This window comes from Desulfovibrio sp. JY (genome assembly GCA_021730285.1).
GTDB lineage: Bacteria > Desulfobacterota > Desulfovibrionia > Desulfovibrionales > Desulfovibrionaceae > Solidesulfovibrio.
On record CP082962.1, the window covers coordinates 3,105,506 to 3,118,517 of the forward strand.

General features: G+C 66.1%; 13 protein-coding genes and 1 pseudogene. 8 read left to right on the plus strand and 6 right to left on the minus strand.

The features are described from left to right. Positions 1 to 87: 87 nt before the first annotated feature. From K9F62_13845 to miaB, 4 genes are all read right to left on the minus strand, one after another. Positions 88 to 672 (minus strand): LemA family protein, encoded by a 585-nt coding sequence (locus tag K9F62_13845; GenBank protein ID UJX39794.1) that lies wholly within the window; start codon positions 670 to 672, stop codon positions 88 to 90. A 91-nt stretch (positions 673 to 763) separates the two neighbouring features. After that, positions 764 to 1,429, minus strand: coding sequence for a histidinol phosphate phosphatase domain-containing protein (locus K9F62_13850; GenBank protein UJX39795.1), 666 nt, complete (start codon positions 1,427 to 1,429; stop codon positions 764 to 766). 4 nt (positions 1,430 to 1,433) lie between these two features. Further along, complete coding sequence (locus tag K9F62_13855) at positions 1,434 to 1,928, minus strand: bifunctional nuclease family protein (GenBank protein UJX39796.1); 495 nt, start codon at positions 1,926 to 1,928, stop codon at positions 1,434 to 1,436. After that, positions 1,921 to 3,261: a tRNA (N6-isopentenyl adenosine(37)-C2)-methylthiotransferase MiaB gene (gene miaB, locus K9F62_13860; protein UJX39797.1), complete on the minus strand. Its 1,341-nt coding sequence runs from the start codon at positions 3,259 to 3,261 to the stop codon at positions 1,921 to 1,923. Before miaB ends, K9F62_13855 begins: the two co-directional genes overlap by 8 nt. 204 nt (positions 3,262 to 3,465) lie before the next feature. Here miaB and K9F62_13865 point away from each other — a divergent pair, with 204 nt between their 5' ends. The 7 genes from K9F62_13865 (at position 3,466) to K9F62_13895 (ending at position 11,158) form a co-directional block, all read left to right on the plus strand. Further along, entirely contained in the window at positions 3,466 to 4,041 is a 576-nt protein-coding gene (locus K9F62_13865; protein UJX39798.1) for a cytochrome b/b6 domain-containing protein, read from the plus strand. Between the two features lie 27 nt (positions 4,042 to 4,068). After that, positions 4,069 to 4,893, plus strand: coding sequence for a sulfite exporter TauE/SafE family protein (locus K9F62_13870; GenBank protein UJX39799.1), 825 nt, complete (start codon positions 4,069 to 4,071; stop codon positions 4,891 to 4,893). Positions 4,894 to 5,083: 190 nt separating this feature from the next. Then, entirely contained in the window at positions 5,084 to 6,484 is a 1,401-nt protein-coding gene (locus K9F62_13875) for a class II fumarate hydratase (protein UJX39800.1), read from the plus strand. A gap of 53 nt (positions 6,485 to 6,537) precedes the next feature. Continuing rightward, complete coding sequence (locus K9F62_13880) at positions 6,538 to 8,169, plus strand: NAD-dependent malic enzyme (protein ID UJX39801.1); 1,632 nt, start codon at positions 6,538 to 6,540, stop codon at positions 8,167 to 8,169. A gap of 98 nt (positions 8,170 to 8,267) precedes the next feature. Further along, complete coding sequence (locus K9F62_13885) at positions 8,268 to 8,945, plus strand: hypothetical protein (GenBank protein ID UJX39802.1); 678 nt, start codon at positions 8,268 to 8,270, stop codon at positions 8,943 to 8,945. 72 nt (positions 8,946 to 9,017) lie between these two features. Then, positions 9,018 to 10,289 (plus strand): D-serine ammonia-lyase, encoded by a 1,272-nt coding sequence (locus tag K9F62_13890; GenBank protein UJX39803.1) that lies wholly within the window; start codon positions 9,018 to 9,020, stop codon positions 10,287 to 10,289. Next, entirely contained in the window at positions 10,286 to 11,158 is an 873-nt protein-coding gene (locus K9F62_13895) for a DUF1848 domain-containing protein (protein ID UJX39804.1), read from the plus strand. Before K9F62_13890 ends, K9F62_13895 begins: the two co-directional genes overlap by 4 nt. A gap of 430 nt (positions 11,159 to 11,588) precedes the next feature. Here the strand turns inward: K9F62_13895 and K9F62_13900 are convergent, their stop codons facing one another. After that, a complete protein-coding gene (locus tag K9F62_13900) occupies positions 11,589 to 11,906 on the minus strand; it encodes a hypothetical protein (GenBank protein ID UJX39805.1) in 318 nt (105 codons plus the stop codon). 89 nt (positions 11,907 to 11,995) lie between these two features. On the opposite strand from K9F62_13900, the gene K9F62_13905 reads away from it, so the two are divergent. Beyond that, positions 11,996 to 12,328, plus strand: coding sequence for a tRNA-binding protein (locus K9F62_13905; protein UJX39806.1), 333 nt, complete (start codon positions 11,996 to 11,998; stop codon positions 12,326 to 12,328). A 121-nt stretch (positions 12,329 to 12,449) separates the two neighbouring features. Here K9F62_13905 and K9F62_13910 read toward each other — a convergent pair. Beyond that, positions 12,450 to 13,010: pseudogene (locus tag K9F62_13910) on the minus strand (adenylyl-sulfate kinase). Between the last annotated feature and the right edge of the window lie 2 nt (positions 13,011 to 13,012).

Below are 13,012 nucleotides of genomic sequence, written 5' to 3' on the forward strand. Positions count from 1 at the left end.
AGAAGTTTTTGAAGGGGGTCCAGGGGGAAACTTTTTTCAAAAAGTTTCCCCCTGGCCGCCGGAGGCATCTTAACCTCTTTCTCTTCCCTAAAATTTCACCTTGGGCGCTTGTTTGGCGGCCTCGTCGGCCTTGAAGTATTCCTTGGGCTTTAAGTGCAGCATCAGGGAGTTGGTGATGAAATTGGGGAAGGTGCGAATGGAGGCGTTGTAGATTTCGACGGCCTGATTGTAGCGCTGGCGGGCGACGTTGATGCGGTTTTCGGTGCCCTCGAGCTGGTTTTGAAGGTCGCGGAAGTTCTGGTCGGCCTTGAGCTGCGGGTAGTTTTCGGCGATGGCCAGAAGGCGCGACAGGGAGGACTGCATTTGTCCCTGGGCCTGCTGGAAGGCGGCCATGGCCTTGGGGTCATTGAGCGTTTCGGGCGTGATTTTCACCTGCGTGGCCTTGGCCCGGGCGTCGACCACGGCGGTCAGGGTGTCTTTTTCATGGCTGGCGTAGCCTTTGACCGTTGCCACGAGGTTGGGGATGAGGTCCAGACGGCGTTGCAGGGCCGATTCCACGTTGCCCCAGGCGGCGTTGACCGCCTCCTCGTTGGTCTGCATCTGGTTGTAGCCGCAGCCGGAGAGGCTGGACAGCATGAGGACGGCGATGAGGAGTCCAAGAAGTCTGGGCATGGTCGCTCCTTGAGAAAGGGGTGATGCTGCCACGCCTATACGCAACGGTGGGGCGTGGCAAGGTTTGGCGGATTTTTCGCGGGATGGGACATCAGCCCATGCGCCCCGCGCCGAGAATCCGGGAGACGATGTCCCGGGAGTTGGCCTCGGCTTGCAGGTATTCCTCGTGGCTGAGTCCCGCGCCGAGGGCGATTTTCTTGCGGCGTTCCTGGGAGACGAGGTCGTCCGGGGCGTGGGCGTCGTTGTCGATGACGAGTTTCGCCCCGAAGCGCCGGGCCAGGGCAGCCACGTGGCCGTTGGTCAGGCTATGGCCTTTGCGGGTGGTGATTTCGAGCGCCACACCGCGTTCGGCGGCCAGTTCCGCCTCTTCCGGGGTGATGAGTCCCGGATGGGCCAGGATGTCCACCCCGGCCTCGATGGCGGCCAGGTTGGTGCCGGTTTCGACGGGCTCGACGATGGTTTCGCCGTGCACCACCACGATCTGCGCCCCGCGTTCCCGGGCCATTTCGATCAGGTGGGGGATCAGCGGCGGCGGCACGTGGGTGATCTCCACCCCGCACAGCACGGTGACGCCGAGAAAGGCCCCGGTTTCGGCCACGAACCGGCCGATGTTGGTGAGGATCAGGTCCAGGTTGGAGAAGTCGGCGTGGTCGGTCATGGCCATGGCGCGGTAGCCGGCTTTGGCGGCGCGGCGGGCCAGTTCCGAGGGAATGAGTTCGCCGTCGGAGAAGGTGGTGTGGGTGTGCAGGTCAATCATGGCGTCACATTTTGTATTTGGTGTCGTCGAGGTCGAATTTTTCCAGCAGTTCCGTCCACTTGTCGCTGTCGTCGCTGGAAAATGCCACCACGGATTCGCTTTTGGCCTCGTTCGCCACCTGTTCGAGCACGGGTTCGGCCACGAGGATGGGGGCCTTGGCTCGCAGGGCCAGGGCGATGGCGTCCGACGGGCGGCTGTCCACGCGGCGGATGCCGCCTTCCACCTCCAGCTCGATGTCGGCGTAGTAGGTGCCTTCGGCGAGCTCGGTCACGTGGATGGCCACCACGTGCCCGTCGAGCTTGGCGATCATGTTGAGCAGCAGGTCGTGGGTCATGGGGCGCGGCAGCACCACGTCGTTTAGGGCCAGGGAGATGGCCATGGCTTCCATGGCGCCGATCCAGATGGGGAGAACGGCTTTTTCCTCCATGTCCTTGAGGATCAGCACGGGGACCTGGGATTCTTCGTCAAGGGCCAGTCCGAACACTTTCATTTCAATCATGGTCGGCCTCCGCCTCCCCGATCAGGGAGTGCTTTTTGGCTTGACGGATGCGGGCGCGCACGATCGTTCCGGCGGCATCCGCAACGCCCGGCAGGGCCATGTTGACGATGCGCCCCCCGGGATCGCGTCCTCGCCAGGAGGGGCCGGTCGGACCGTCCCGGCGGCTGGCGCCTTCGATGAGGACCTCGGTCGTCCGTCCGACCTGCGCGGCCAGGGTCGCCGTGAGGCGCTCGTCGAGCAGGGCCTGCAACTCGGCCAGACGGGCCGATTTGACCTCCTGGGCGATTTTCGGCTCCATGCGCTCGGATACGGTTCCCGGCCTATCACAGTACATGAAGGAGAAGCCGCTATCAAACCCAACCTCACGCACCAGATCGAGGGTTTGCCGGAAATCGTCGTCGGTTTCACCGGGAAAGCCCACGATGAGGTCCGTGGTCAGGGCGATGTCCGGCCGGGCGCGGCGCAGCTTGTCCACGAGGAGCAGGTAGGCCGCCCGGTCGTAGCGCCGGCCCATGCGCCTAAGCACCGCGTCGGAGCCGGACTGCACCGGCAGATGCAGGGCCGGGCACAGCTCGGGCAGGTCGGCGAAGCGGGCGATGACGTCGTCGCTTAAGTCCTTGGGGTGGGAGGTGGTGAAGCGGATGCGCGCGATGCCCGGTATGGCGGCCACGGCGTCGAGCAACCGGGCGAAGGACGTGCCGTCGCCGGCGTTGTCGAGGCCGTAGCTGTTGACGTTCTGGCCAAGGAGCGTGATCTCCCGCGCCCCACGCCCGGCCAGCGCCTCGCACTCGGCCACGACCGCCGGGAGCCCCCGGGATTTCTGGCGGCCGCGCACGAAGGGCACGATGCAGTAGGCGCAGAAGTTGTCGCAGCCCTGCATGATGGAGACAAACGCCCGGGGCGGCACCGTATCCTCGGGCCAGGACTGGTCGCGCTCGGGATAGGTTTCGGTGAAATCCAAAAGCGACAGGCGAAGCCCGGGTTCGGCGGCAAGGCGGGCAAGCGCCCGGGGCGCGCCGGCGATGCCGTCCGAACCGAAAACGAGGCGCACCATGGGGAAGCGCCGCCACAGGGCCGGGCCGATCTGCTGGGCCACGCAGCCGCCGACCGCCACGAAGGCGTTCGGGTTGTCCCGGTGGCGGTCGGCGATGCGGCCGAGTTCGCTGGCCACTTTCTGTTCCGGCTTTTCGCGCACCGAGCAGGTGAAAAGGATGAAGAGCTCGGCCTCTTCCTCCGAAGCGGGCGTGAAACCCAGACTGATAAGCGACCGGGTCAGCCAGTCGCCGTCGCCGACGTTCATCTGGCAGCCCATGATGGTGACGTGAAATTTCATGATTGCGGTGAGGATAATGCACGACCGTGCGGCGGTAAAGGGCGGCGCAGGCCCCTTTCCCGGCGGGACGAGGCGAATATGTCGCGGCCGGGAGCCATTGCCACGCCCCGGCCGTGGTGGCATAGCACGTATTGAGGTGTCGGGCGCGCCACCCCACAACGACGGGCGGTACACGCGTCCGGAAAAAGCGATCGGGAGGCGGATGTGGCAACGACAACGGTTCCTGCGGTCTACGACCCGGTTTGGAAAACCATCCATTGGCTCACCGTGGCCCTGGTCCTGGCGCTTCTGGCCATCGGCTGGACCATGTCCGGGGGTGTGCTCTTCATGTGGCACGCCTCCCTTGGCGTCACGCTCTTTGTCGTGACGCTTTTGCGGCTTGCCTGGCATGCCGGCCATGTTCCGCCGCCCGTGCCGTCGACGCTTCGGCCCTGGGAACGCAAGGTGCTCAAGATCGTCCAGGTCCTTTTTTATGTTTTTCTGCTGGCGCAGCCGCTTATCGGCTGGTCCATCTACAGCCTCTCGCCGCGCTACACGCAGTTTTTCGGCCTGGCCTCCCTGCCGAAACTGCCCGGGCTGCTGGCCCTTGGCCATGGGGCGACCCTCCGCGATATCCTCGAAGGCGCGCACGGCACGGTGGCCACGCTTTTGGCCGCGCTGTTCGTGCTCCATGCCGGGGCGGCCATGAAGCATCACTTCATCCTGCGCGACAATGTGCTTTTGCGCATGGCCCCGTCCGCCCTGGGGCCGCTGCTCGATACGCTGCGGGGAAGACGCTGATGGCACGGGCCGGCCGGAGGATTTGGCATGTCTCCCGCGTTGCTGCATGATTTCGGCTTCATCCTGCTTGGCTTGGGCGTCGGCGCGTACGGCACGCTGATCGGCGCGGGCGGCGGCTTCGTGCTCATGCCGGTGCTGCTGCTGCTCTATCCGCACGACTCCCCGTCGCTTCTGACCAGCATTTCCCTGGCCGTGGTCTTTTTCAACGCCGCCTCGGGAGCCCAGGCCTACGGCCGGCTGGGGCGCATCGACTACAAGTCCGGGCTGGCATTCGCCATGGCGGCCGTGCCCGGGGCGGTGATCGGCGCGCTTTCGAGCAACTGGGTGCCGCGCCGCGTCTTCGACGTGATTTTCGGGGTGATCCTGGTCGCCGGGGCGCTTTTTCTCATGGTGCGGCGAAACGGCGCGACAAGTCCCGCCCGGGAGAAGCCCGGGCTTACCCACCGGCGCATCGTGGAGCATGACGGCGTTGTCCACGAATACGACTTCCGGCTGCGCACGGGCGTCATCATCAGCCTCTTCGTCGGCTACCTGTCGAGCTTTCTCGGCATCGGCGGCGGCATCATCCACGTGCCCGCCCTGGTCTACATCCTGTCCTTCCCCGTGCATGTGGCCACGGCCACATCCCACTTCATCCTGGCCATCATGGCCCTGGCCGGCACGCTGACCCACGTCTTCACCGGCGTTTTCGTCCAGGGCGTCCACCGCACGATCTATCTGGCCCTGGGGGCGATGGTCGGGGCCCAGGTCGGAGCCCAGCTGTCCAATCACCTGAAAGGCCGCTGGATCATCAAGAGCCTGGCCGTGGCCCTGGTCTTCGTCGGAGCGCGCATTCTGTTCCAGGCGCTTTGATTTTCCGAGGGCCTTGGTGACGCCCCAGGGCAACGAAATCGGGGTTTTGTCTTGCCGCGGTCTGCCCCTTATTGTAACCGCAGTGGCAGGATTCCACGCATCCCCTGCGTAGCGACGCGGGCTGGATGAGCCTATTCCCGTGCGGCCGTCGAACGGTCGGCGGGCGGGACTGACAAAGGAGGACAGCCGGATGAACGAGCGCATCGAAACGGACAGCCTGGGCGAGGTGAAAGTCCCGGCGGACAAGCTCTGGGGCGCGCAGACCCAGAGGTCGCTTGAACATTTCAGCATCGGCGACGACCTCATCCCGCGCGAGATGATCGGTTCCTACGCCATCCTCAAAAAGGCCGCCGCCCTGGCCAACGCCGAACAGGAGCGCCTGCCCCGCGACGCCATGGCCATGATTTGCGCCGTGTGCGACGAGATCCTCGACCACAGGCACGACGACATGTTTCCGCTGCGCGTCTGGATGACCGGTAGCGGCACCCAGTTCAACATGAACGTCAACGAGGTCGTCTCCAACCGCTGCTGCCAGCTGGCCGGCACGCCCCTTGGCGGCAAAAAGCCGGTGCACCCCAACGACCACGTCAACATGTCCCAGTCGTCCAACGACAATTTTCCGACCGCCATGTACATGGCCGCGGCCATGGGCGTGGTGCGCGACCTGCTCCCTTCGCTGACCGGGCTGCGCGACGCCCTGGCCGCCAAGGCCGAGGCCTGGAAGAATATCGTCAAGATCGGCCGCACCCACCTTCAGGACGCCGTGCCGCTGACCCTTGGCCAGGAGTTTTCCGGCTACGTCGGCATGCTGGCCGATGACGTGGCCCGTTTGGAGGCGGCCCTTGGCGGCGTCTACGCGTTGCCGCTCGGGGGCACGGCCGTGGGCACGGGCATAAACGCCGCGCCCGGGTTCGCCGAGGCGGCCATCGCCCACATCGCCGAGCTCACCGGTCTGCCGTTTACCCCGGCGCCCAACAAGTTCACGGTGCAGGGCGCTCATGACGCCCTGGTGCAGCTCTCCGGGACGCTTCGCACCCTGGCCGTGTCGCTTTTCAAGATCGCCTGCGACATACGCCTTTTGGCCTGCGGTCCCCGGGCCGGCTTTTACGAGCTCATCATCCCGTCCAACGAGCCGGGCTCCTCGATCATGCCCGGCAAGGTCAACCCGACCCAGTGCGAGGCCTTGACCATGATCGCCGCCCAAGTCATGGCCGCCGACGTGGCCGTGGGCTTCGGCGGCGCGGGCGGAATCCTGGAGATGAACGTCTACAAGCCGCTCATCATCTACAACATCATGAAATCAATCCGCATCCTCACGGACGGCATGCACAACTTCCGCCGCTTCCTGGTGGAGGGCATGGAACCCAACACACGGCGCATCGCCGAGTTCGTCGGCCGTTCGCTCATGCTGGTCACGGCCCTGTCCCCGGTCATCGGCTACGACAAGGCCTCGAAAATCGCCCATCATGCCATGGAGCACGACCTGACGCTTCGCGAGGCGGCCATGGAGCTGGGCTATGTGGACGGGGCGGAGTTCGATCGGATCGTGGTGCCGGCCAGGATGACCCAGCCGTTCGTGGCCAAGGATTGATCTTTTCCCGGCCAAACCGTCGCGCAAGCGGCCCAAAGGATGCGAGGTGGCGCATGACCCAGGCAGGCAAACGCGGCAGGGAACTGCTGCTTGATCCGGCGTGCAACCAGGGAACGGCATTTTCCGAGGCGCAAAAGCAGTCGCTCGGACTGGTGGGGCTGGTCCCGGACGTGACCGAGACCCTCGACAGGCAGCTTGAACGCGTCCGCCTGCAGCTTGGCCACAAGCATTCGGACATCGACCGCTATATCTATCTGGTGGGCCTGCTCGACCACAACGAGACGCTTTTTTACAAGACCATCATGTCCGACCCGGCCCGGTTTCTGCCCATCATCTACGACCCGACCATCGGCGAGGCCTGCCTCAAGTTCGGCCACATCTTCCGCCATCCGCGCGGGCTGTACCTGTCCATCGAGCGACGGGGCTCGGTGCGCGAGGTGCTGCGCAACTGGCCGGAAAAGGATGTGCGCTTCATCTGCGTGACCAATGGCGGCCGCATCCTGGGCCTTGGCGACCTGGGCGCCAACGGCATGGGCATTCCCATCGGCAAGTTGCAGCTCTATACCGCCGCCGCCGGCGTGCCGCCAAAGGGGCTCTTGCCCATGCTGCTCGACGCCGGCACCAATAACGCCGAGCTTCTGGCCGATCCACTGTACCTTGGACTGCGCAAACCGCGTCCGGCCACGCAGGAACTCTATTCCTTCGTGGACGAGTTCGTCGCGGCGGTGCAGGAGGTCTTTCCCGGCTGCTGCATCCATTTCGAGGACTGGACGGGCGTGGACGCCGTGCATCTTCTCGAGCGCTACCGGGACAAGGTCTGCTGCTACAACGACGACGTGCAGGGCACGGCCGGCATCACCCTGGCCGGGGTGATAAACGCCTGCCGGGCCAAGGGCACGAAGCTTACCGACGAATCGTTTCTTTTTCTCGGCGCGGGTTCGGCCGGCGTCGGGCTGGCCAATCTCCTGTGCGCGGCCCTGGTCGACGAGGGCCTTACCCTGGCAGAGGCGCGGGGCAGGGTGCATATGTTCGACGTGGTCGGGCTGCTGGAATCCTCGCGTACCGATCTGGTGGATTTCCAGAAGCCCTACGCCCATGCCCACGCCCCCATGCCGCGAAGCGATTTCGCCAGGGCGGTGGAGGAATTGCGGCCCACGGTGCTGATCGGGGTCAGCACCATGGGCGGGGCCTTTAACAAGGACGTGGTCGAGGCCATGAGCCGGGTTGGCGACAGGCCGGTCATCCTGGCGCTGTCCAACCCCACCGAAAAGGCCGAATGCACGGCCGAACAGGCCTATGCCTGGAGCGAGGGCAGGGCGCTTTTCGCCGCCGGCGTCCAGTTCGCGCCGGTGTCGTACAAGGGCCGGACCTTCCTGCCGGGCCAGGCCAACAACTTCTACATCTTCCCGGCCGTCGGCATGGCCATCTACGCCACGAGAGCCAACCGCGTGACGGACCGGATGTTCATCCGCGCCGCCAGGGCCGTGGCCGAACAGGTGACAGACGCCCAGCTGACCCAGGGGCTCCTCTATCCGCTCCAGTCCGACATCCTGGAAACCGAGATCAGAACCGCCGCCGCGGTGGCCGGGCTGGTCTTCGACGACGGCCTGGCCACGGTCGACCGGCCTACCGACATGGAGGCGTTCATCCGCTCCCACGTCTATGTCCCGCGGTACGTTCCATAGGATCACGGCGATGGGCGGGAGCGCGCCGTGCGTTCCCGCGTCCTGCCGGCCGGGACATGCCGCTTGTCTGCCCGGGCCGGCGCTGGTAAGGCTGGGGGGTGGCCGTAAAATACGAATCCGTCGTGCCCTGGGGCAGGTCCTTTGACGAATACGTTTCCATGTTCGCCCTGTCGGACGCGGACCTCGACGCCCGCATTCTGGGCTGTGGCGACGGCCCGGCAGCGTTCAACCATGGCATGAGGAAGCGGGGCGGACGCGCGGTTTCCCTCGACCCGATCTACCGGATGGAGACGGCGGCCATACGCCGACGCATCGATGAAACCTGCGCCGACGTCCTCGAGCAGACGCGCCGCAACGCGGAGCAGTTCCGCTGGGACAGGATACGGGACCTGGATGCGTTAAGGGATTTGCGCCTTGGCGCCATGGCCGATTTCCTGGAGGATTTCGAGGCCGGCAAGCGGCAGGGGCGCTATGTCGCCGGCGGCGTGCCGGAGCTGCCCTTTGCGGACGGGGCCTTCGACATCTGCCTGTCGTCCCATTTCCTGTTTCTTTATACCGACAACCTGACCCTCGACTTCCACTGCCGCGCCATTGACGCCATGCTCCGGGTGGCCGGCGAAGCGCGCATCTTTCCCCTCCTCGACATCAATTCCCGGCGCTCCCCCTACGTCGACGCCGTGCTCCGGCGCTACCGGGACAGCGGCCGCGACGTGGCGGAAGTACCGGTGGACTATGAATTCCAGATCGGCGGCAACGCCATGCTGCGTATCCGCTGACGCGGCCTCTTTCGCGGCGTCTTTTTCCCCACCCCGGTTGGCCTCGCGCCCCGATTGGGCTACCGTTTCCCTATGGAAACCGTGATGGAAGCCGCCCTGCGGGCCGGCAAACCCGTATTCTGGCAAAATCCGCTTCGCCGCCCCGTGGATGAGCTGCGTGGGGAGTTGTCCGGAGTGCTGGCCGATATCCGGGCCGCTGCCGCGCGTTTTTCCCGCTTCGCGCCGCTCCTGGCGGACCTGTTTCCGGAACTGCGGCCCACGGGCGGCGTGATCGAATCGCAGTTGCTCCCTCTGCCCGAGGCCATCGGTGCCGGCGGGGGCCGCGAACCTGTGTTCCTCAAGGCCGACCACCTGCTTCCCGTCGCCGGATCGGTCAAGGCGCGCGGCGGGTTCCACGCCGTCCTGGCCGTGGCCGAGCGGCTGGCGCTCACCTCCGGGCTGCTCGCCGGCCCGGACGCGGATTCCCGCCTGCTCGGGGAAGGGCGATCCCGGGCCTTTTTCGCCGGCCACACGCTTTCCGTGGGCTCGACCGGCAATCTCGGGCTGTCCATCGGCATCCTTGGCCGGGCCCTGGGGTTTGCCGTCACGGTCCACATGTCGGGTGACGCCCGGCCCTGGAAAAAGGAAAAGCTGCGCGAGGCCGGAGCCACGGTGGTGGAGCACGCCGGGGACTACGCCGCCGCCTGCGCCACGGCCCGGGCCGCCGCCGCCGGCGATCCGACCAATCATTTCATCGACGACGAGAATTCCCGCGACCTGTTTCTGGGCTATGCCGTGGCCGGACTGCGCTTGCCGGCCCAACTGCGGCCCCTGGGCATCGTCGTCTCGCCGCAGCGGCCGTTGTGCCTGCATCTGCCCTGCGGCGTGGGAGGAGCGCCCGGCGGCATCGCCCTGGGCGCGCGCCTGGCCCTTGGCGACGGGGCCCTGGCCATTTTCGTCGAGCCGGCCGAGGCCCCGTGTATGCTGCTCGGGCTGGCCACCGGTCGCCACGAGGCCGTGTCCGTCAAGGATATGGGGCTTTCCGGCCGCACCATCGCCGACGGCCTGGCCGTGCCGCGTCCCTCGGGACTCGTTTGCCGACTGGTTGCCCCCGTAGTCGATGGCGTGTGCACCGTGACCGACGCGGCCATGGCGGGCCATGTCGTCGCCGCCTGGAAGCGGGCCGGGCTGCGCTTGGAGCCTTCCGCCGCCGCCGCGTTGGCCGGTCCGGCCATGACGCGCGCCGCCGGTCTGCCGCGGCTTGCCGGCAAGACGGCCAGCCACATCGTCTGGGCCACAGGCGGGGGCATGCTGCCGGACGAGGTGTTCGAGGAAATCCTGGCCATGGGGGAAGGGCAGGGGTGATCATAAGCGCCAGCCGCCGCACGGACATCCCGGCCTTTTATGCCCGCTGGCTACTCAACCGGCTGCGGGCCGGGTTCTGCGAGGTGGTGAGTCCCTTCAACGCCGCCCAGGTCAGTCGCGTTTCCCTGGCTCCGGAAGACGTCGACGCCATCGTCTTTTGGACCCGCGATCCGCGCCCGCTGCTGCCGCATCTGCCCGAAATGCGAGCCATGGGCCACGAACCCTTTTTCCTTTTCACCGTGCTGGCCAATCCCCGGGAGCTGGACCCCAAATGCCCGGCCCCGGACGTCTCCGTGCCGGCGTTTGCCGCCCTGGCCGAAGCGCTGCCGGGCCGGATCACCTGGCGCTACGACCCCATCGTGCTGACGGAAAAAACGCCGCCCGACTGGCATCGGGGCGTCTTTGCCCGGCTGGCCCGCCGTCTTGCCGGCCTGACCGACCGGGTGGTGGTCAGCTTCATGGAGCCCTATCGCAAGATCGCCAGCCGCATGAAACCCCTGGCCGGGCAAGGGTTCGCGCCGTTTGCCCCGGACGAGGAGGAACACCTGCGCCTGCTCTTCGATCTGCGCGACATGGCCGCCGCGCACGGCCTGCGGCTTATGACCTGCTGTCAGCCGGAACTCTATCAGGAAGCGGGCATCACCCCGGCCCGGTGCATCGACCCGGACTGGATCGCCACGCGCCTCGGCAGGCCCCTCGATCTCGGCAAGGACCCGCACCAACGGCCGCGTTGCGGCTGCGCCCCGAGCAAGGATATCGGCGCCTACGACCGTTGCCTCTTCGGCTGCCGTTACTGCTACGCCACGTCGAGCTTCGAGCGCGCCCGGGCGGCCTTCGCCCGCCATGACCCCGAAGCGGCGGCGTTGTGAGGGATGTATGCCTCCGGCGGCCAGGGGGAAACTTTTTGAAAAAAGTTTCCCCCTGGACCCCCTTCAAAAACTTTTCAAGGGGGCGAAATGGTATTGATGACAGGTGCCATTTCTCGTTGCGGTGTTTTTGCATGAGAAACGGGATGGGGGGAAAGTGCGGCGAACGCCCGGAATTCGGGAATTGCTTCCGCACAGGCGTATGCGATTGGGGTGACTGACTGCCGGGGCCATGGCGTAAGGCCTCTTCTTGTCGCCTATGGGGCGCGTGGCCTGGGGCCGGCGGGCGGTTGGCGGGACGCGAAGGCGTATTCTTCGAATATGCGCCGCGCGCGTCCTGCCAACCGCCCGCCGGCCAGCCAAAGGAAGCAATCGAACCGACGCCGTTCGGTTCGAGCGAATGAAATTTGTCCCCCCCTTGAAAAAGAGGGGGTTAGCGGTTGTTGGCCGCGTAGAGGGCCGCCACTCGGGCGGCGAGGCTTTTTTCTTTTATTTGGCGCATGGGGGACGGGGATTGCTGCGCCTCCTCACGCGGGCTTCCGGCAGCTTCGGGAAAAGAGCCGTTGGAAGCGATGGCCGTGGACGCCCGCACCGTGGGGACGTTGGTCGTGGCCGCCGGGTCGGCCAGCTTGAAGGGCGAGGCGAAGCGGTAGCCGCATTCCGGACAGGCCATGAGCATGCCGCCGATGCCGGCGGGAAAACGAAGCGCCTGGCCGCAGCCTGGGCAATGACGCACGGGTCCCTCGGACATCCGATCCTCCGATACAGGACGTATTGCAAGAGAAGTACCTGCAAACCCGTGTTTGGTTACAGAATGGCGTGCAACAAGGGAAAGAAATGATGGAACAGCTTGTATTTGATGATTTTCTCAAGGTGGATATGCGCGTCGGCCGCATCCTGAGCGCCGAGCCGCTGCCCAAGGCCCGTATCCCGGCCTACAAGCTGACCATCGATTTCGGCGAGCTTGGCGTCAGAAAGTCGAGCGCCCGCGTCACTAATCTCTATACCGCCGCCGATTTGCCCGGTCGGCAGGTCATCGCGGTCGTCAATTTTCCGCCCAAGCGTATCGCCGGTTTTTTGTCGGAGGTGCTGGTGCTCGGCCTCGACGGCGAGGGTGGGGTGGTGCTGCTCGAGCCCGAGCGCGAAGTGGCCCCGGGGCAGCGTGTTTATTGATGCCCGTCAATTCCCGTCAAAGGGGGTCCGGGGGGAATTATTTCCCCCGGCGGGGTTCAGGGGCAGAGCCCCTGGTGGGGTGGTCCCGGAGGGGCGACGCCCCTCCGGGCTCTTCGCTCCCCCACCTTCGCAAAAACGCCAATACGGCGTCGCGGCAGGCTTCGATGGAGAGGTGTTCGGCGTCCACGACGCATTCCGCCTTCGGGTCCTCCTCGAAGGGCACGTCCACGCCGATGACCTGCCCGAGGCCGGGAAACTGCCGGCCGGTGGTCTTTCGCAGCATGGCCTTGGCGTAGAGCCCGGCCATGACCAGCCCTTCGGGGCGGGCCGCTTCCCGGGCCATGGCCGTGGCCAGGGCGCAACGGATGTGCGCCTCGGCAAAGCGGCCCATGAGCGAGCGGGCATACTCGCGCATGGCGCGTTTCGGGGCCGAGGCGTCCATGAGGATGTAGTCGTGGCCGCCGGCGCGGTACAGTCCGGCCGCCTCCTCGGCAAGGAGCCGGTAGGCCGCTTCGCGTTCGGCCTCGCTGTAGGTGGGCTTGGGGAAGTAGGCCTTGCGCCGGGCGTCCATCTCCAGATACGCCACGCGGGAGCCGCCGAGGGTCAGCGTTTTTTCCACGGCCCGGGCCACCGCGCTTTTGCCCGATCCGGGCAGTCCCGTGAACCACAGCGTGGCGGGCATGG